The following is a 20023-nucleotide window of genomic DNA, read 5'->3' as shown; positions in this document are numbered from 1 at the left end:
GAACCAGCGGAGACCACCATGAATCCCTATCTTGACGAAGACCTGACGGCGCTGGCCGAGCAAGCGCGCCGCTTTGCCGATGCGCGCGTGGCGCCCGGCTACCTGGAGCGCGACCGCACCCGCGTGCTGGACCGCGCGCTGATGCGCGAAATGGGCGAGATGGGCTTTATCGCGCCCGAACTGCCGGAGCAGTATGGCGGGCAGGGCATGGGCTCATTGGCCGCCGGCGTGATCCATGAAGCCGTGGCGCGTGCCGACCTGAGCCTGTCGTACATCAACTTGCTCGCGTCGCTCAATGGCCAGATCCTGGCGCACCATGCGCAGCCGGAAATCGCCGGACCGTGGCTGCAGCGCCTGACGCGCGGCGAGGCGCTGCTGGCAATCGCGCTGACCGAGCCGCGCGGCGGCTCCGACGCGGCCAGCCTGCGCCTGCGCATGGAGCGCGATGGCGACGTCTACGTGCTCAACGGCGAGAAGACCTCGATTTCCGCCGCCGACCAGGCCGATGCCGCGGTGGTCTTTGCCCGCAGCGGCACCGTCGAGTCCGGCGCGCGCGGCGTGTCTGCGCTGCTGGTGCCGATGGACCTGCCGGGCATCACGCGCAACCGCTTCGACTGCCACGGCCAGCGCGCCATCGGGCGCGGCTCGATCTTCTTCGAGAACGTGCGCGTGCCGGCCAGCCACCTGCTCGGCAAGGAGGGGGAGGGGTTCGTGCAGGTGATGCAGGGCTTCGACTTCTCGCGCGCGCTGATCGGCCTGCAGGTGCTGGCGGTGGCGCAGGCCGCGCTGGACGAGACCTGGGCCTACGTGGCCGAGCGCCAGGCCTTCGGCAAGCCGCTGTCGGCCTTCCAGGGCGTGTCGCATCCGCTGGCCGATTTCGAGACCCAGGTGCAGGGTGCGCGCCTGCTGTGCCTGCAGACGCTGTGGCTCAAGGACCGTGGCCTGCCGCATACCGCCGAGGCGGCGATGTGCAAGTGGTGGGCGCCCAGGCTGGCGTACGACGTGGTGCACCAGTGCCTGCTGTCGTTCGGCCACGGTGGTTATGACCGCGGCGTGATGGAGCAGCGCCTGCGCGATGTGCTGGGCTTCCAGATCGGCGACGGCACGGCACAGATCATGAAGACCATCATTGCCCGCACGCGCGCGGGGCGCGAAGCCGTACCGGCCTGAAGCGGCGCCACGACCGCCGAGCCGTCCGATAAAGAGGAGACACCCATGGATTTCGACGCCGTACTGATCGCGCCGCGCCGTGCCGCCAGCATTGCCGCCAGGCATTGGCATGACCGCACCGTCAACGACTACCTGGCCGCCTGCGTGCGCGACCGGCCCGACGCCCCAGCGCTGACGGCGCTGAGCCTCGACAGCGGCAGCATGACACGCTTCACCTGGCGCGAACTGGCCCGGATGGCGGACCGGGTAGCGATGGGTCTCAGCCGCCTCGGCATCGGCGCGCAGGATGTGGTGTCATGCCAGCTCCCGAACGGCTGGCACCTGACTGTGCTGTATCTCGCCTGCTCGCGGCTGGGCGCGGTGCTCAACCCGCTGATGCCGATCTTCCGCGAGCGCGAGCTGTCGTTCATGCTGGCGCATGCGCAATGCAAGGTGGCGGTGGTGCCGCAGCTGTTCCGCGGCTTCGGCCATGCCCAGATGCTGCAGGGTTTGCGCGAGGCATTGCCGGCGCTGCGCCACATCGTTGTTGCCGGCGGTGATGGCGCGGACAGCTTTGAAGCACTGCTTAGCGGTCCCGCCTGGGAATATGAGCCCGATGCCGCCAACATCCTGCTGCGCAGCTGTCCCGGCCCGGACGACGTCACGCAGCTGATCTACACCTCCGGCACCACCGGCGAGCCCAAGGGCGTGATGCATAGCGCCAACACGCTGTTCTCCAACATCGTCGCCTACGCCGAACGGCTGCGCCTGACCAGCGACGATGTGGTGCTGATGGCGTCGCCGATGGCGCACCAGACCGGCTTCATGTATGGACTGCTGATGCCGGTGTTGCTGGGGGCGCATGCTGTGCTGCAAGACATCTGGGACCCGGCGCGCGCGGCCGCGCTGATCCGCGAGGAGGGCGTGACCTTCACCATGGGTTCGACGCCGTTCCTGACCGATCTGGCGCGTGTGGTGGCGGAGTCCGGCACGCCGGTTCCCAGCCTGCGCATCTTCCTGTGCGCCGGTGCGCCGATTCCCGGCGCGCTGGTCGAGCGCGCCCGCGAGGCGCTCGGCGCGAAGATCGTATCGGCCTGGGGCATGACGGAGAACGGTGCGGTTACCACCACGCTGCCGGATGACAGCGACGAGCGCGCCTCGACCACCGACGGCTGCCCGCTGCCAGGCGTCGAAATACGCATCGTGGACGGCACCGACGCCGACGTGCCGCCCGGCGAAACCGGCCGCCTGCTGGTGCGCGCCTGTTCCAACTTCGGTGGCTACCTGAAGCGCCCGCAGCTCAACGGCACCGATGCCGACGGCTGGTTCGACACCGGCGACCTCGCACGGCTGGATGCCAGCGGCTACCTGCGCATCGCCGGGCGCAGCAAGGACGTGATCATCCGCGGCGGCGAGAACATCCCCGTGCTGGAGGTCGAGACCCTGCTGTACCGCCATCCCGCGGTCTCCCAGGTGGCCATCGTCGCCTATCCCGACGAGCGCCTGGGCGAGCGCGCCTGCGCCTTCGTGGTACCGCGCGCCGGCCAGCCGTTCGACCAGGCGGCGATGGTGGACTGGCTCAAGGCGCAGAAAATGGCGCTGCAGTACATCCCCGAGAAGCTCGTGGTGCGGGACGCCTTGCCGGCCACGCCCGCCGGGAAGATCCAGAAATTCCGGCTGCGCGAGATGCTGCGCGGTGACGCGTCCTGAAGCTGGTTCCGCGGTGGCCCCGGCCACCGCGGAACGGCGCGCAAGCGCTCAGCGGCATTGCTTGTGCGCCGCGCTGACTGCGTCGCCAAACAACTCGGCCACCAGGTCGATCTCGGTCTCGCCGATGACCAGCGGTGGCAGGAAGCGCACCGTGGCGCCGTGGCGTCCGCCCAGTTCGACGATCAGCCCGCGCTGCAGGCATTCGCGTTGCACCGTGCGCGCGAAGGTGCCGTCGGCCGGGTAGGCGCCCACCGCATCGGCCTCGGCACGTTCGTCGATCAGTTCCACCCCGATCATCAGGCCGCGCCCGCGCACTTCGCCGATCGCGGGGCACGCGGTATGCAACTGCCGCAGCCGCGTGGCGAGGCGCTGGCCCATGGTCTCGGCATGGGCGACGATGCCTTGCGCGACCAGGGTGCGGATGGTGGCGGAGCCCGCCGCCATCGCCAGCTGGTTGCCGCGGAAGGTGCCGGCGTGCGCGCCCGGTTGCCACGCGTCGAGAGCGCTGTCGTAGATCACCACCGACATCGGCAAGCTGCCGCCGATCGCCTTGGACAGGACCAGCACGTCCGGCACGATGCCGGCATGCTCGAACGCGAACATGCGCCCGGTGCGGCCGAGCCCGGTCTGCACTTCGTCGAGCACCAGCGCGATGCCGTGCTCGCGCGTGATGCGGCGCAGTTCGCGCAGCCAGCGCGCGGGCGCGGGGATCACGCCGCCTTCGCCCTGTACCGCTTCCACCACCACCGCCGCCGGCGGCAGCACGCCGGACTCCGGGTCGGCCAGCATCTGCTCGATATAGCGCAGGCCCGCGTCGATGCCGGCGTCGCCGCGCAGGCCGAACGGGCAGCGGTAGTCATACGGGTAGGGCAGGAACTGCACGCTGCCGCCGAGCGCACCCAGCGGCGCCTTGGGGCCGAGGTTGCCCATCAGCGCCAGCGTGCCGTGCGTCATGCCGTGGTAGCCGCCGGCAAAGCTCAGTACCGTATGGCGTCCGGTGGCGGTCTTGGCCAGCTTGAGCGCTGCCTCGATGCCGTCGGCGCCGGTCGGGCCGCAGAACTGGATACGGGCGCGCGCTGCGAACTCGGGCGGCAGCAGGCCGAACAGGTCGTCGATAAAGCGGTCCTTGACCGGCGTGGCCAGGTCCAGCGTATGCAGCGGCAGGCCGCTGTCGAGCGTGTCGCGCAGCGCGCGCACTACTGCCGGGTGGTTGTGGCCGAGCGCCAGCGTGCCGGCGCCGGCCAGGCAGTCGATGAAGAGCTGGCCGCTGGTATCGCGCAAATACACGCCATAGCCCTGTTCCAGCGCCAGCGGGATGCGGCGCGGATAGGAGCGGGCGTTGGACTCGCGCGCGGACTGGCGCTGCAGGTAGGGGTTGTCGTCGAGCCGGATGGGCGCTTGCCGGACGAAGGCGCCAGCCGAGAACGGCGCGGGTTGGCCGTGGGCATGCGTGGCGAGCGAGGGAGGCGTCATGGTGTCGTTCCTAACGGGGGCGTTGAACAGGGACGTTGACTGCGGGGCCCGGCATCGAGGCTGCCGGACAAGTTGGGTTGGCCGCGCGCGCAGGCAGCTCGCGCGGCGGATACTGCCGGTGCACGACGCGCGCGGCGGCCAGTGGCGTGGCCAGGCTGGCAACGTAGCGGGTATCGTGATCGGGCTGGCCACACGCATCGTGGATATGCCAGACGCGCAGGTCGGCCCCGGCGCGCGCCAGCGGCGGCACGCAGGCAGCGCACGCCGGCAGCGCCACGCGTACCGATTGCGGCGCAGCCGACAGCCCGGTGCCGACGGCCTTGCTGCACGCTTCCTTGGCGGTCCACAGGCGCAGGAAGGCGAGCATGGCGTCCTGCGGCTGGCGCTGCGCCAGCGCGCTCAGCCAGCGAATTTCGTCGGGGGCGCAGGCCACGGCCGCGCTGTCGTGCCAGGCGGGCCACGACATGTCGGCGCGCCAGGCTTCGATGTCGATCCCGACCGGCTCGCATGACAAGGCAATCACGGCGCGCGTGCCGCTGTGGCTGACGTTGAACTGCAGGGCCGTTGTGTCCTTGCCGCCGAGTTCGGGCTTGCCGAAAGCGTTGGCGACCAGCGACACGGCGTCGGGCGCCATGCGCAGGCAGTGCCCCAGGATCGCGCGCAGGGCCGAGCGCGCCGCGGTGAAGCGGGCGCGGTCGGCGGGCTGCCGGAACGCGGCGGCGCGCACGCGTTCATCTGCTGATAACGTGGACAGGTCTGCCGCGGCGTCGACTGCCACGTGCCAGACGTGGATCTCGCCGTGCGCTGGCGCGGCCATGTCAGGCGAGAGCATGGCCGTGGTCTCCGGCGGTGCGGATCGCGCAACCGAGTGCGGCTTCTGTGACCGCGTCCAGCACGTCCTGCGCCGCTTCATGCAGGAAGAAATGCCCGCCCGCGAATAGCCGGTGGCTGCAGTCGTGCAGGGTCTCGTCGCGCCACGCCGCCAGCATCGCGGGCGGGGCGTGGACGTCGTCCCTGCCGCCGAGCACGGTGACCGGACAGCCCAGCCGCGGGCCGGGACGGTAGCGCCAGGCCTCGCACAACGCGATATCCGCGCGCAGCACGGGCAGGAAGAAGGCGAGCGCTTCCGGCGTTTCGCGGATCTCGGCCGGCATGCCGCCCATGGCGGCGATGACGTCGGCAAAGGCGCCGTCCGGCAGGCTGCTGAACGGCGGCCGTGCCGACGGCAGCGCGGGCGCGCCGCGCCCGGACACCACCAGCGCGGCAGGGGAGAGGCCATGCACGGTCTCGAGCACGCGCGCGGTCTCGAACCCCAGCAGCGCACCCATGCTGTGGCCGAACAGCGCAAAGCGCGGCGCTTCGGCTCGGGCCGCGCGCGCGATCGAGGCGGCCAGCGCGCTGGCCAGCGCATGGATCGATGCGCCATGCGGTTCGGCAGTGCGCGTGCCGCGTCCGGGCAGGCATACCGGCGCCAGCTCGATCGCGGCAGGCAGCGCGGCGCGCCAGCCGTGGTACGCGGTATGGCCGGCGCCGGCATAGGGCAGGCAGTACAGGCGCACGCGATCGCCGGCAGCCGGCCCGCTGCGGCCCGGCATCACGGCGTACCAGGGATCGCGCATCGGCTGCGCGGGGCTCATGCGCCGGCCAGCGCGCGCTGCAGGCTCAGCGGACGCATATCGGTCCAGACCGTCTCGATATGCGCCAGGCACTCGTCGCGGCTGCCCTGGAAGCCCACGCTGGCCCATCCTGCCGGTACGGGCTTGTAGTCGGGCCAGATCGAATACTGGCCTTCATCGTTGCGGACGACGTGGAAACGCGTGTCGGGATGATCCCAGCTCATGGCTGTGCTCCTTCAGGTGGTTTGAGTTGCCGTCGCAGTCGGTGCCGCGCCGGCAAGGAAAACGTTGAAGACAACAAAAACGTCGAAGGCTACATCGTAAATGATAATGATTTGTATTTCCATTCGTAAATATTTCCGGTAGACTCGCCTTCCATCCAATGTGCAGACATTGTTCGCGTGGCCGCGCCCCTCCCGCCTCAGGCCCCGCTGCAACGCCTCTTCCGGCGCCGTGCGGCAAGCGCGAACGAACCCAGCGAGGGAACAGGGATATGGATTTGGACACGACCGCTACCATCGCCGACCTCCATGCGGACCATCGCGCCGGCTCCGGCGCGGCTGCCACCGCAGCGACAACCGGGGCGGGCGCGCTGCGCACCGCGCCGATGTTTGCGCACAGCGCGCTGCCGCTGGTGGTCACGCCCGACGGCGATACCGACTGGCGCCGCCAGTTCGGCGCCATGGCCGCGATCGCCACGGAGCAGTTGCCGCGCGTCGGCGGCGTGCTGTTCCGCGGCTTCCGCTTTGACGACGATTCGGATTTCCGCGCCTTCGCCAGCGCCTTCGGCCATCCGCTGCTGAGCTATGAGTTCGGCTCGACGCCGCGCTCGCAGGTGAAGGAGGGCGTCTATACCTCCACCGAATACCCGGCGCACCAGGTCATCCCGCTGCATAACGAGCAGTCGTACACGCTGCAATGGCCGATGAAGATCTGGTTCCATTGCGTGCAGCCGAGCGAGACGGGAGGCGAGACGCCCATCGCCGACAGCCGGCTGGTCTACCAGCGCCTGGACCCGGTCATCCGCGAGCGCTTTGCCGCGCGCCGCCTGATGTACGTGCGCAACTACGGCAACGGCCTCGACCTGAGCTGGCAACGCGCCTTCAACACCGATGACCGCGCGCAGGTGGAGCGCTTCTGCCGCGCCCAGCAGATCGATTTCGCATGGAAGGCCGACGGCGAGCTGCGCACGCGCCAGCTATGCCAGGCCGTCGCGCGGCATCCGGTGACCGGCGAGATGGTGTGGTTCAACCAGGCCCACCTGTTCCATGTCTCGGGGCTCGCGCCCCACGTGCGCGAGGCCCTGCTCGCCGTGGTCGGCAGCGTCGACGAACTGCCGCGCAATGTCGTCTACGGCGACGGCGCGCCGCTGGAGGACGACGCCCTTGCCACCATCCGCGCCACGCTCGACGCCTGCACCGTGCGCTTCCCCTGGCAGCAGGGCGATGTGCTGATGCTCGACAACATGCTGGCCGCCCACGGGCGCGGCACCTTCAGCGGCCCGCGCCGCGTGATCGTCGCCATGGCCGAGCCCGCGCCGCCCGGCCTGGGCTGATCCCGCCGCCGTCCCGATGCCCACTGGCCGCCCTGCGGGCCAGGGCCTTGTCATCTCCAACGTTTTCGCCATGTCGTCTTCCGTAGCTTCCCTGCCGGCAGAAACCGGCGCCCTGATGCGAACTCTGCGCGCCGATGGCGTGCGCCAGCGCCTGCTGGACGGGCGCTGGCGCGTGGCCGATGACTGCGCCGCCAGCGCTGAGGCGCTGGACGCCGCGGCCGCGCTGCTCGCCACGCGCGCCGCCGAGGCCGATGCCTGGCTGGCCGCGCATCCCGGCTATTTCGACCGCTATCCCGCCGGCCCCGGGCAACTGGCGCTGCTGGCCTTCCATCGCCGCCATCCGCACAGCGCCGCGTACAACATGGTGTTCACGATCGAGCTGGCGCCGGGGCTGCGCTTCGACCTGCTGGAGCAGGCCGCGCGCCATGTGGTGGATTGCCACGAGGCGCTGCACAGCGCCTACCTGGACGAGGACGGCGAGATCGTGATGGCACGGCCGGCCGGCTTTGCAGCCGAGGTTTCGCTGACGCGCGTCGACGGCCTTGCCGAGGCCGATCTGATGGCCTGGTTCGAGCGCGAAGCGGACGAGCCGTTCGACCCCGACGCGGGCCAGGTCTGCCGCTTCCGCTTCCTGGTCTCGCGCCAGGCCGACGGCACCGAGCGCATGTGGATGTGTGCCGGCATGCACCATATCGCCGGCGACTATCTCGGCTTCGAGACGGTTTGCGACCAGATCCTTGCGACCTACGAAGCGCTGCGTGCCAAGGACCCGGCCAGTCCGCCGATGGCGTCGCAGGTGGGCCGCTACCGCGACTGGCTGGTGCGCCAGCGCCAGTTGCTGGCGGGGCCGCGTGGTGCATCGCTGCGCGCCTACTGGGACAGCGTACTCGAGGACGCGCCCGCGGCGCCGGCCCTGGCCGGCGAGCGCGCTGTCGAGCCCCGCCTGCGCGGCGCCGAGATTGAATTCCACCTGACGGCGCAACAGACGCAGGGCCTGCGCGACCTGGCCGCGCGGCTCGAGGTCAGCGTCTTCGTGGTGATGCTGGCGCTGTTCAAGACCGTGCTGCACCGGGCCAGCGGCGAGGACGACTTCCTCGTCGGCACGCCCACGGCCGGACGCTCCGGCGCGCAGCATGCCGACCTGATCGGCTATACGCTCAACGCCGTGCCGCTGCGCGCGGATTTCTCCGCCAACCCGGCCTTTGCCACGGTGGTGCGCGACTGCGCCCGCCAGATGCGCGGCGCCTTGCGCCACCAGCAATATCCGCTGGCGCGCATGGGCGGCGCGGATCGCAGCCTGGGGCCCTTGTTCCGGCATATGACGACCTTCGTGCCAGTGGGTCCGCGCAAGGTGCTGGGCCGCTACCTGGTGCGCGAATACCTGGCCACGCAGCGCGGCGCGGCCAACGACATGAACCTGCGCTGGCAGGACGAAGGCGAACGCCTGCGCGGCCAGTGGCGCTACGACGCTGACCGCTTTGCCCCGGAGGCCGTGCTGCGGCTGATCGCGGCGCTGCGGGTTGCGGTGGACGTGGTGCTCGACAACGCCGAAGTGCGTGTCGGTGATCTGTCCTTGTTCGATGCGGCGGTGCTTTCGCATGCGCAGGCCAGTGGTGCCGCAACGCAGGTCCACGCCACCGCGCTGGCGGCCTTCGAGGCCGGCGTGCGCGCGCATCCGGAGCGCCTCGCGGTAGACGCTGCCGATGCGCAGTTGTCCTACGGTGCGCTCGACGCCGGCGCTGACGCGCTTGCCTCGCGATTGCAGCAAGGTGGCGTGCGCCCCGGCGACGTGGTCGGCCTGCTGCTGCCGCGAGGCGCCGGCATGGCCGTGGCCATGCTCGCCTCGTGGAAAGCGGGCGCCGCGTTCCTGTGCCTCGACGCAGCCATGCCCGCCGCGCGGCTGGCACAACTGGCGGCAGATGCGGACCTGAAAGCGGTAGTGGGCGAGGGGGGCCAGCCGCAGTGGCTGGCGGACGTGTTGCCCGATGCCGGCTGGCATGCCGCATCCCTGCAAGTCGATGCCGCAACCCTCCCGGCGACATGGCCCGCTGCCGTGCCCGCCCAGCCGGCCTACCTGATTTACACCTCCGGCTCGACCGGCACGCCCAAGGCAGTGGTGGTGACGCAAGGCAACCTTGCGCACTACGCCGCTGGCGTGCTGCACGCGCTGGCCCTGCCGGCGGGATCGTCGATGGCGTCGCTGTCCTCCGTGACAGCGGACCTGGGCCACACCGCCTGGTTCGGCGCGCTGCTGGGCGGCCACACGCTGCGCGTGCTGGACGATGGGCTGGGCGAAGACCCCGAGGCCCTCGCCAGCGCGCTGGCGGCGCGGCCGGTCGATTGCCTGAAGATCGTGCCCTCGCACCTGCGCGCACTGCTGGCCGTCGCCGATCCGGCGCGGCTGGTGCCGCGGCAATGCCTGGTGTTCGGCGGCGAGGCGCTGGATGCGGCGCTGGTGGCGCGCGTGCAGGCGCTGCATCCGGCCTGCCGCGTGGTCAACCACTACGGGCCCACCGAAACCACGGTTGGCTGCCTGACGCACGCGGTGCCATCGGGCGGAGCGCAGGGTGCGATTCCGGTCGGCCGCCCGCTGCCCGGCGTCAGCGCCTACGTGCTGGATCGGCACCTGAATCCCGTGCCGCGCGGCGCGGCAGGCGAGCTCTACGTCGGCGGGGCCGGCGTCGCGAGCGGCTACCTGCGGCGCCCGGCGCTGAGCGCCGAACGCTTCGTGCCGGATCCCTTCCAGCCCGGCGGCCGCCTGTACCGCACCGGCGACCGCGTGCGCATGACTGATGACGGCGCCATCGTCTTCCTCGGCCGTGCCGATGCCCAGGTCAAGATCCGTGGCTTCCGCGTCGAACCCGGCGAAGTCGAAGCCTGGCTGCGCCAGGCGCCGCACGTGCGTGATGCGGTGGTGCTGGCGCAGCCCTCGCCCGCAGGCGAAGGCCTGCGGCTGGTCGCCTATCTCGTGCCCGCCGACGGATTCGACCTGGCCGCGTTGCGCACCGCCATGGCTGCCGCACTGCCGGCGCCGATGCTGCCGGCGGCCTTCGTGCAGTGCGACGCCTTCGCGCGACTGCGCAACGGCAAGGTCGATCGCAAGGCCTTGCCGCCGGTGCCCGATGAGGTCGCCGCGCCCGTCCGCGCTACACCGCAGGATGACACCGAGGCTACGCTGGCGCGCCTGTGGGCGAGCGTGCTCGGGCGCGATGCCGTCAGCGCCGACGACAACTTCTTCGCCTTCGGCGGCGACTCCATCCTCGGGCTGCAGCTGGTCGCGCAAGCGCGCCAGGCCGGTCTGGCGCTGACCCCCAAGCTGCTGTTCGCCCATCCCACGCCCTCGGCATTGGCCGCCGCACTGCGCGCGGGCGCCGCACCGGCCGACGCAACCGCTGCCATCGAGCAGACGCTGCGCACCCTCTGGCGCGAGATCCTGCAGCGCGACGAGATCGACCGCGACGCCGACTTCTTTGCGCTCGGCGGCGATTCCATCCTGGCGCTGCAGATCGTGGCCAAGGCCCGCGCGCAGCAGCTGATGCTGGCGCCCAGGGACCTGTTCGCGCACCCGACGCTGGCGCGCCTGTCGGCGCATCTCGCCGCGCGCGCACAACCTGCCGCCGCTCCCGCTGCGACGCCGGCCGTGGCACAGCCATTTGCGCTGAGCGGTCGCGACGCGGCAGCACTGGAGCGCCTGCGCGCCGCGCAGGGCGGCATCGAGGATGCCTATCCGCTGTCGCCGCTGCAGGAAGGGCTGCTGTTCCACCACCTGCGCGACGGCGGCAACGGCGCCTATGTCAACCAACTGGTGCTGGAAATCGACGGGCCGCTCGACCCGGCGCGGATGGCCGCCGCGTGGCAGGCGCTGCTCGACGCCCACCCGATCCTGCGCACCACCTTTATCGCGCCGGGCGAAGCCGGTTGCGGCGACCGCGCGCTGCAATGCGTGCATGCCCGCGCCACGCTGCCCGTGGCCGTCGAGGACTGGCGCGGCGAAGACGGCCCGGCGCTGGCCGAGCGTCTGGCAGCCTGGTGCCGCGCCGACCGCGCGCGTGGTTTCGACCCGGCTGCGCTGCCGCTGATGCGGCTGGCACTGCTGCGCACCGGCGAGCAGGGATGGTGGCTGGTCTGGAGCCGGCACCACCTGATCGTCGACGGCTGGGGCTCGGTGCAACTGCTCGACGAGGCGCTGGCCCGCTACGCCGATCCGGCCCACGCGCCGGCGCCGCGCCGGCCGTATCGCGACTATATCGCCTGGCTCGCCGCGCAACCCGCGACGGCGCGGCAGGCCTTCTGGCGCGAGGCCTTCGCCGGCCTGCCCGGTCCCACCGTGCTGCCGGGCATCGCGCCGGCGGCCGCGAACCACAGCGCGGCGCCGCTGTGCCGCGACCTGGTGCTGCCGGCCGGACTCGATTCCAGCCTGCGCGCGCTGGCCGCCGCGCATCGCGTCACCCTCAACACTGTGATGCAGGCGGCGTGGGGCATCGTACTGGCGCGCCATTGCGGCAGCGACGATATCGTCTTCGGCGTGACCTCGGCCGGCCGGCCCCCGGGCCTCGACGGCGCCGAGCGCATGCTGGGCGTGTTTATCAACACACTGCCGCTGCGTCTGCGTCCGCGCGGCCCGCTGGCGGTGACGGACTATCTGCAGGCTACCCAGCAAGCCGGCGTCGCCATGCGCGAGTTCGAACATGCCGCGCTGGCCGAGATCCAGGCGCAGGCCGGTGCCGGTGGCGCGCTGTTCGACACGCTGATGGTGTTCCAGAACCTGCCCGACCTGAACGACCGGGCGCGCGAGGTGGCGTGCCTGCGCCTGCGCCAGCACGACAACATCGAGCAGACCCACTACGGCCTGACGCTGGAAGTGATGCCCGATCGTCGCTTCACCGTCCGCTTCACCTGCGATGCCGGCCGAGTTGAGGCGGGACGCCTCGCGCAATGGATGGACGCGTACGCGGCCGCGCTGGCATCGCTGGCCGAGGGCGCGGCGCATGTCGGTGCCGTCGATCTGCTTGACCCCGCCACGCACACGCGGCTGCAGGCTTGGGGCGCCAGCGATGACACCAGCGTCTCGCAGGCAGCCCTGCACGACGACTACGTACAGCGCGTGGCGTGCCGCGTCGCCGCGCATCCGGAGCGCGTGCTGGCGCGCTGCGGCGATGCCGCACTGACCTATGGCGACTGGTGGCAACGTGCCGGCCGGCTCGCCGGGGGCCTGCGTTCCGCGGGCGTGGCGCAGGATGACGTCGTCGCAGTGCTGCTGCCGCGCGGGCTCGACTGGCTGGTCGCGCTGGCCGGAATACTGCGCGCAGGCGCGGCCTGGGTGCCGCTTGACGTCAGCCATCCCCCGGCACGCTGGCAACAGGTGCTGGCACAGGCGCGCCCCGCGCAGGTGCTGACCGATGCTGCAGGCGCCGCCGCGCTCGCCGAGGCAGGGATCGCAGGCGCCCGGACGCTGGCAGCCGTAGAGGCCTCCGCCGCGGGAACGACGGCACTGCACACATCCTCGCACCCCGCCCAGCTCGCCTACGTGCTGTTCACCTCCGGCTCGACCGGCGTACCCAAGGGCGCGATGGTCACGCGCGCCGGCATGCTCAACAACATGCTGGCCAAGGTGGTGCCGCTCGGGCTGGGCGAGGGCGACGTGATCGCCCAGACCGCGCCGCCGTGCTTCGACATCTCGGTATGGCAGGCGCTCGCCGCGCCGCTGTTCGGCGCCCGCGTGGAGGTCGTCGCCGACGACGTGGTGCGCGATCCGTCCGCGCTGACGGCGCTGCTCGCGCAGCGCGGCGTCACGCTGTTCGAACCGGTGCCGTCGCTGCTGCAAGCTGTGCTGGACTGCCAGGCCGCGGAGGGCCGCGACGCGCCGCTGCCGGCGCTGCGCTGGGTGCTGCCCACCGGCGAGGCGCTGCCGCCCGCGACCGCGCGCGCGTGGTTCGGGCGCTATCCGGCGGTGCCGCTGATGAATGCCTACGGGCCCGCGGAATGCTCGGACGACGTGGCCTTCCACCCCTTGTCTGCCGATAGCCTGGGGCAGGGCAGCGACACCGTGCCGATCGGCCGTCCCACCGCCAATGCCGTGCTGCAGGTGCTCGATGCCGACGGCAACCTGGCCGCACCCGGCGTGATCGGCGAGGTCGCGGTGGCCGGCGCTGGCGTGGGCCGGGGCTACCTGGCCGACCCGCGCCGCACCGCGGCCGCCTTCGTGCCCGATCCGACCGGCGCCCCGGGCAGCCGCCGCTACCTGACCGGCGACCTCGGCCGCTGGCAGGCCGGCGGCGTGCTGGAATACGTGGGCCGCAAGGACTTCCAGGTCAAGCTGCGCGGCTACCGCATCGAGCTGGGCGAGATCGAGGCCGTGCTGGCCGCGCATCCCGCCGTGCGCCAGGCGCTGGTGACGGTGTACCAGGCCGCCGGCAGCGAATGGCTGACGGCCTACTGGCAGCCAGGAGCCGGCCAGGCCGTGCTGGAAGCCGAGCTCGCCGCCAGCGTCGCGGCGCGGCTGCCGGCCTACATGGTGCCGGCCGCGTGGGTGCGCATGCCGGCCTGGCCGCTCAACGCCAACGGCAAGATCGACCGCAAGGCGCTGCCCGCGCCGCAGGTGGCAGCCGCCGGCGAGGAGGGCGATCCCCCGGCCAACCCGGTCGAGCAAGCCGTGGCGGAAATCTGGGAGGCACTGCTGCCCGGCGTGCGCGTTGGCCGCGACAGCCATTTCTTCCGCCTCGGCGGCCATTCGCTGATCGCCACCCGCGTGGTCGCGCGCTTGCGTGCCGCCGGCCACGCACAGGCCGCGCTGCGCGATGTGTTCGAAGCCCCGGTGCTGCGCGACTTTGCCGCGCGCCTGGCCACGGCGGCGCCCGCGGCGGCGATCCCGGCGCTGGTGCCCGTGCCTCGCGTTGCACGCATGCCGGTATCACTGGCGCAGCAACGGCTGTGGCTGGTCGAGCGCCTGCAGGGCAATGCCGGTGCCGCCTACAACATGGCCGGCGCGCTGCGCCTGCGCGGGCCGCTGGATGTCGCTGCGCTGCGCCAGGCCCTGGCCGCCGTGGCCGCTCGCCACGAGGTCCTGCGCACCGCCTATCCCGACGACGACGGCGAACCGTTCGCCAGCATCGGTGCTGCCGCAGGCATCGACCTGCCGGTGGCCGACCTCCAGGCACTCGCGCCCGAGACCCGCGACGCGGCGCTGCGCGAAGCCATGCGTGAACACGCGTCACGGCCCTTCGCGCTCGACCAGGCGCCGCTGTGGCGCGCCACGCTGCTGCGCTGCGCCCCGCAGGAACACGTGCTGCTGGTCGCGATGCACCACCTGGTGTCCGACGGCTGGTCGGTCGGGCTGCTGGTCGACGAGATCACCCATGGCTACCGCCGCGCACTGGCGCCGGACCAGGTCACACCGCTGCCGCCGCTGGCCCTGCAATACGCCGACTACGCCGCCTGGCAACGCGACTGGCTGCGCGGCGCCGCGCTCGACCGGCTGACCGCCTACTGGCGCGGCGCGCTCGCCGGCGCGCCGGCGGCGCTGGCCTTGCCGGCCGACCGCGCCCGCCCGCCGGTGGCGCGCATGGAAGGCGATGCCGTGCCGCTGCATATCGATGCCGCGCGCATGGCACAAGTGCATGCGCTGGCCCGCGCCGAGCAGGTCACGCCCTTCGTCGTGCTGTTGGCCAGCTTCCAGTGCTGGCTGCACCGTGTCACCGGCATGGACGACCTGGTGCTCGGCACCGATGTTGCCGGCCGCCACGAGGCGGCGCTGGAGCCCCTGATCGGCTTCTTCGTCAACGTGCTGCCGCTGCGCTCCCGGCGCGTCGCCGGCGCCAGCTTCCGCGACACGCTGGCCGCCTGCCGGCGCGGCGTGCTGGCCGCGTTCGAGCATGACGGCCTGCCGTTCGACCGCATCGTCGAAGCCGCCGGCGTACCGCGCGACCGCAGCCGCAACCCGCTGGTGCAGGCGCTGTTCGTGCTGCAGAACACGCCGGCCGGGCAGCTCGCCATGCCCGGCGTGCAGGCCGACATGCTGCCGCCAGTGGAGCGCAATTCCAAGTTCGACATGGCGCTGTTCCTCGAGCCCGAGGGCGGGCAGGGAGCCGCAGCGCTGCGCGGCGACTGGGTGTTCGCCACAGCGTTGTTCGAGCGGACCACGGTGGCGCGCTTTGCCAGCGAGTGGCTGGCCACGCTGGACGCGCTGCTGCACGCGCCGGACCAGCCCGTCGACCACGTCACCGAACTTGTCCCGGGCGCCGCGCGCCCGACCCAACCGAAACCCGAGGAGTCCCGAAACATGGAAACCAGCCAACGCATGGCGGCCAAGCTCGACCAGCTCAAATCGCTGGCGCGGCCGCGCCCGGCCACCCTCGCTCCCGCCACTCCGGTTCCGTCCGCCGCCGACCCGGCCAGCCAGGTGCGGCTGCGCCCGCTGCGGGCCGGTGAGGTCTTTCCCATCGTGATCGAGCCGGCGGCGCCCGGCCTGGATCCCGTCGCCTGGGCCGCCCGGGCGCGCGGGCTGATCGCCGACACCCTGCATAAACACGCGGGCATCGTCTTCCGCGGCTTCGACCTCCCCACGCCGCAGGCCTTCGAGGCCTTTGCCGAAGCGATGCATCCCGGCCTGTACGGCAGCTACGGCGACCTGCCCAAGAAGGAGGGCGGCCGCAACACCTACCGCTCCACGCCGTACCCCGAACGCCAGATGATCCTGTACCACAACGAAAGCGCGCACCTGGAGCGCTGGCCGCGCAAGCAGTGGTTCTATTGCGAGCTGCCTTCCGCCATCGGCGGCGCCACCCCCATCGTCGACTGCCGCGAACTGCTGCGCCGCCTGCCGCCCGCGCTGGCCGCCGAGTTCGCCAGCCGGCAGCTCATGTATGTGCGCACCTTCACGCCACGGCTGGACGTGGACTGGCGCGACTTCTACAAGACCGAGGACCGCGCTGAAGTGGAAGCGCGCTGCCGCGCCGCCGGCATCGACTGCCGCTGGCTGGACGGCGACATCCTGCAGACCCGCACGGTGTGCCCGGCCATCGTCAGCCACCCGGTCACCGGCGAGCGCAGCTTCTTCAACCAGGTGCAGCTGCACCACGTGTCGTGCCTGGAGGAAGACGTGCGTGAAGACCTGCTCGAGATGGTGGGGCTGGAACGCATGCCGCGCCATGTGATGTTCGGCGACGGCACGCCGATTCCCGACGAGGCGATGAAGCTGATAGGCGAACTGTACGAGGCCTGCGCCGTGCGCTTCGACTGGCAGCGCGGCGACGTGGTGATGCTCGACAACATGCTGGCCGCGCACGCCCGCGACCCCTATGAAGGCCCGCGCAAGATCGTCGTCGCGATGGGCGATATGTTTGACCGCACCCAGCCCGACGGCAATGCCGCCGCGGTGCCGCAGGAGAACGCCGATGCCTGAGCTGCAGTCCGCCTGGACCCCGACACCCGAACAACAGGCCGCATGGCAGCAATGGTGCGACACGCCGGGGCCGCGCGCGCATGTGGCGCGGATCGCTCTGCACGGGCAGTCCGACCCTGCCGCAGTGGATGCCGCGCTGGGGGCGCTGCGTGTGCGGCACGAATCGCTGCGTACCGCATATATTGACAATGGCAACGAGCTGGTGGCCTGCGTGCCGCAGGCGGGCACCAACGGTGCCGCCACGGCCATCGCCGCGCCCGGCGATGCGCCGTCGCTGCCTGCGCTCGACCCGGCCACCGGCGACGTACTGCGCGCCTGCATCAGCCCTCTGCCCGCGGGCGGCGCCACCCTGTGGCTGCTGGTTAGTCCGCTGGCGGCTGACCGCGGCACCGTGCTGAAGCTTGCCGAAAACATGCGCGATGCATTGGATGCGCCGGCACGGATCGATGGCGATGAGGAATTGCCGCTGCAATACGCGCAATACGCCGACTGGCAGCAAGGCGCGCGCCTGGGCGAAGACGGCACCGGCAGCGCCGGCCGCGCGTACTGGCAGGCGCAGGCCGCCGGCCTGCCGGCCCCGCTGCGCATCCCCGATGCGCTGGCAGGAAGCGCCGCCGCGCAAGGTAGCGACACCTGGCGCCACACGCTGCATGGCGCGCACCGGCAGGCGCTGGCCGCATCGGCACGACAGTTCGGCACCACGCCCGAGCGCGTGGTGCAGGCGGCCTGGTGGACCGTGCTGGCGCGCCTGTGCGCGCAGCCGGTGTTCAGCGGTGCCTGGCTGCATGATTGCCGCCGCGACTACGACGTGATGGCCGATGCCGCCGGCGTATTCGTCAAGGCGCTGCCGGTCAGCGTGGCTTGGGACGCGCAGCGCAGCGTGGCCGAGCACTGGCGCGCCTGGCTGCCCGCGCTCGACAGCCACGCCGCGTGGCAGGAAGCCTGGCAGCCCGGGGAGGCCGCGCCCCGTATCGGGTTTGCGGTAGCACCGCTGCCGCCCGCCGGCGTGGCGATGGCCAGCCCGGCATGGGCCGGCTTCGACCTGGTGTGCGAGGCACTCGATGACGGGCAGGGCATGGCGGCGCTCGCGCTGCATGCGCGCGCAGGCGTCCTGCATCCGCGCGTCGCGCAGTGGGTGCTGGCGCATCTGGCGGCACTGATCGGCACTTTGCCTGCGGCGCTCGACACGCCGCTGGAATCGCTGTCATGGCCTGCCGACGATACCTTGCGCGTGCCGCAGTGCTGGACGGGCGAAACGCCCGTGGATGCGGGGCAGACCCTGCTCGCACGCATCGCGCAGCATGCCCGGCAGACACCGGATGCACCCGCGCTCGATGCCGCGGACCTGGTGCTCGACTACGCCGGCCTGCAGTGCACCGTGCAAGGCGCCGCGCAACGGCTGCGCGCGCTTGGCGTCGGCCCTGGCACGCGCGTGGCGCTGGCGCTGCCGCGCAGCGGCGCGCTGGTGGCGAGCCTGCTGGCGGTATGGGCCGCGGGCGGGGCCTATGTGCCGCTCGACCCGGCGTGGCCGCAGGCGCGCCGCCGCAGCGTGCTGGCGCAGTCGGCGCCGGTGCTGACCATCGCGCAGCAGGCTGCCCACGATAACGCCACGGTGATCCGTGCCGATGCGCTGCTGGCCAAGGCCGCACAGGTTGATGGCGAATTTGCCAGCGCACAGGAAGACGCCGCCTACGTGCTCTTCACCTCCGGCTCCACCGGCGAGCCCAAGGGCGTGGTGGTCGGCCACCGGCAGATCAGCCATTACACCGCGGCGGTGTGCGAGGCGCTGTCGCTGGCGTCGTGCCGGCGGCTCGGCCTGACGTCGTCGGTCGCGGCCGACCTTGGCAACACCACGCTGTTCGCAGCACTGTGGCAGGGCGCGTGCCTGACGGTGGCCAGCGATGACGACATGGCGCATCCCGCCGCCTTCGCTCGTTACCTGCGTGGACGCGAGGTCGACGCTATCAAGATCGTGCCGTCGCATCTGGCGGCGCTGCTGGAAACGGATGCACCGGCCGTGCCCGCCACCGTGATCCTGGGCGGCGAGCCCTTGCCCGCCAGCCTGGTGCAGGGGCTGCGCCGCCACGCGCCGGACTGCCGGATCTTTAACCACTACGGCCCGACCGAAACCACCATCGGCGTCATGGTCCACGCGGTCGGCGCGGAGGATCCGGCGTGGCCCGCCGGCACGGCGCCGCTCAGCCGGGCCCTGGGCGCGACGCGCGTGCGGCTGCTGGACGATGCCTTGCGCCCGGTCCCGGCCGGCGTGGCCGGGCAGCTCTACGTCGGCGGTCCGCAACTGGCGCATGGCTACCTCGGCCGGCCGGACCTGGACGCCGCCGCGTTTGTCGACGACCCGTTCGCGGCAGGGCAGCGCCTCTACCGCACCGGCGACCTGGCGCGCGCCACCCCCGCCGGCCTGCAACTGCTGGGCCGCGCCGACCAGCAGGTCAAGATCCGCGGCATCCGCGTCGAGCCGGCGGAAGTCGAGGCCGCGTTGCTGGCCCAACCGGCGGTGGCGCAGGCTGCGGTCTGTGCCGCGCCCGGCCCCGGCGCCGCAGCCGTGCTGTGCGCGTTCATCGTGCCGGCATCGGCCGGCTCCGCCGACACGGATGCGCTGCGGCGCGCGCTTGCCGCCATGCTGCCCGACGCCATGGTCCCGTCGCGCTTGATCGCGCTGCCTGCGCTGCCGCGGCTGCCGAACGGCAAGACCGACCGCACGGCGCTGCGCACGCTGGCCGCATCGCCGGACGACATTGCCGCAGCGGCGCCGCAAGCTGCCACGGCATCCGCGGATGCCGTGGAGACCCTGGTCTGCGCGCTGATGGCCGAACTGCTGGAGCAGGAGCGGGTCGACCCGCACGCCGACTTCTTCGCGCTCGGCGGCCATTCGCTGCTGGTGATCAAGCTGGTGGCGCGGCTGCGCCGGCGCCTGCAGGTGGAGATCGCGCCGGGCGTGGTGTTCGACCGCCCGACTGCCCACGCGCTGGCCGCGGCCGTGCGTGAACACGGCGAGACGGCGGGCGAACTCGACGCGCGCGCGCTCACCGCGCTGAATGCGGCGCCGCAGGCTGCCGTGGCCGCCTGAGCGCTCCCCGATATCCATTGACCGTGATACCG

9 protein-coding genes are annotated in these 20023 nt (G+C 71.9%); 5 read left to right on the top strand and 4 right to left on the bottom strand.

All coding sequences use genetic code 11. The features are described 5' to 3' along the window. Window positions 1–18 precede the first annotated feature (18 nt). Together aliB and aliA are read left to right on the top strand one after the other, a co-directional pair. The gene (gene aliB, locus AC3WRI_RS03215) at window positions 19–1170 is read left to right on the top strand and encodes a cyclohexanecarboxyl-CoA dehydrogenase (protein ID WP_492292569.1); all 1152 of its coding nucleotides are present in this window, start codon (window positions 19–21) and stop codon (window positions 1168–1170) included. Between the two features lie 45 nt (window positions 1171–1215). Continuing rightward, window positions 1216–2859: a cyclohexanecarboxylate-CoA ligase gene (aliA, locus tag AC3WRI_RS03210; protein ID WP_011617413.1), complete on the top strand. Its 1644-nt coding sequence runs from the start codon at window positions 1216–1218 to the stop codon at window positions 2857–2859. 48 nt (window positions 2860–2907) lie between these two features. Here aliA and AC3WRI_RS03205 read toward each other — a convergent pair whose 3' ends face one another. The 4 genes from AC3WRI_RS03205 to AC3WRI_RS03190 are packed head-to-tail and all read right to left on the bottom strand — an operon-like array spanning window position 2908 to window position 6172. Further along, complete coding sequence (locus AC3WRI_RS03205) at window positions 2908–4332, bottom strand: diaminobutyrate--2-oxoglutarate transaminase (RefSeq protein ID WP_454750922.1); 1425 nt, start codon at window positions 4330–4332, stop codon at window positions 2908–2910. A gap of 10 nt (window positions 4333–4342) precedes the next feature. Continuing rightward, window positions 4343–5164 carry a 4'-phosphopantetheinyl transferase family protein gene (locus AC3WRI_RS03200; RefSeq protein WP_492292568.1) on the bottom strand — a complete coding sequence of 274 codons (822 nt, stop codon included), beginning with the start codon at window positions 5162–5164 and terminating at the stop codon, window positions 4343–4345. Beyond that, on the bottom strand, window positions 5151–5969 hold the full coding sequence (locus AC3WRI_RS03195; protein WP_492292566.1) for a thioesterase II family protein: 819 nt from the start codon (window positions 5967–5969) through the stop codon (window positions 5151–5153). Before AC3WRI_RS03195 ends, AC3WRI_RS03200 begins: the two co-directional genes overlap by 14 nt. Further along, the gene (locus AC3WRI_RS03190; protein ID WP_010810192.1) at window positions 5966–6172 is read right to left on the bottom strand and encodes an MbtH family protein; all 207 of its coding nucleotides are present in this window, start codon (window positions 6170–6172) and stop codon (window positions 5966–5968) included. Before AC3WRI_RS03190 ends, AC3WRI_RS03195 begins: the two co-directional genes overlap by 4 nt. Window positions 6173–6555: 383 nt before the next feature. On the opposite strand from AC3WRI_RS03190, the gene AC3WRI_RS03185 reads away from it, so the two are divergent. The 3 genes from AC3WRI_RS03185 (at window position 6556) to AC3WRI_RS03175 (ending at window position 19991) form a co-directional block, all read left to right on the top strand. Beyond that, window positions 6556–7503, top strand: a complete 948-nt coding sequence (locus AC3WRI_RS03185) for a TauD/TfdA family dioxygenase (RefSeq protein ID WP_492292583.1) — start codon at window positions 6556–6558, stop codon at window positions 7501–7503. 115 nt (window positions 7504–7618) lie between these two features. Further along, window positions 7619–16903 (top strand): amino acid adenylation domain-containing protein, encoded by a 9285-nt coding sequence (locus AC3WRI_RS03180; RefSeq protein ID WP_492292565.1) that lies wholly within the window; start codon window positions 7619–7621, stop codon window positions 16901–16903. Continuing rightward, window positions 16896–19991, top strand: coding sequence for a non-ribosomal peptide synthetase (locus tag AC3WRI_RS03175; RefSeq protein WP_492292563.1), 3096 nt, complete (start codon window positions 16896–16898; stop codon window positions 19989–19991). Before AC3WRI_RS03180 ends, AC3WRI_RS03175 begins: the two co-directional genes overlap by 8 nt. The last annotated feature ends 32 nt before the right edge of the window (window positions 19992–20023 follow it).

This window comes from Cupriavidus sp. FW305-27, assembly GCF_058787995.1.
This window is presented reverse-complemented; position numbering and strand designations above follow the sequence as displayed.

Excerpts from the sequence above, each read along its gene's own strand:
- aliB (WP_492292569.1), top strand. The coding sequence starts at position 19 with ATGAATCCCTATCTTGACGAAGACCTGACGGCGCTGGCCGAGCAAGCG.
- aliA (WP_011617413.1), top strand. The coding sequence starts at position 1,216 with ATGGATTTCGACGCCGTACTGATCGCGCCGCGCCGTGCCGCCAGCATT.
- AC3WRI_RS03205 (WP_454750922.1), bottom strand. The coding sequence starts at position 4,332 with ATGACGCCTCCCTCGCTCGCCACGCATGCCCACGGCCAACCCGCGCCG.
- AC3WRI_RS03200 (WP_492292568.1), bottom strand. The coding sequence starts at position 5,164 with ATGCTCTCGCCTGACATGGCCGCGCCAGCGCACGGCGAGATCCACGTC.
- AC3WRI_RS03195 (WP_492292566.1), bottom strand. The coding sequence starts at position 5,969 with ATGAGCCCCGCGCAGCCGATGCGCGATCCCTGGTACGCCGTGATGCCG.
- AC3WRI_RS03190 (WP_010810192.1), bottom strand. The coding sequence starts at position 6,172 with ATGAGCTGGGATCATCCCGACACGCGTTTCCACGTCGTCCGCAACGAT.
- AC3WRI_RS03185 (WP_492292583.1), top strand. The coding sequence starts at position 6,556 with ATGTTTGCGCACAGCGCGCTGCCGCTGGTGGTCACGCCCGACGGCGAT.
- AC3WRI_RS03180 (WP_492292565.1), top strand. The coding sequence starts at position 7,619 with ATGCGAACTCTGCGCGCCGATGGCGTGCGCCAGCGCCTGCTGGACGGG.
- AC3WRI_RS03175 (WP_492292563.1), top strand. The coding sequence starts at position 16,896 with ATGCCTGAGCTGCAGTCCGCCTGGACCCCGACACCCGAACAACAGGCC.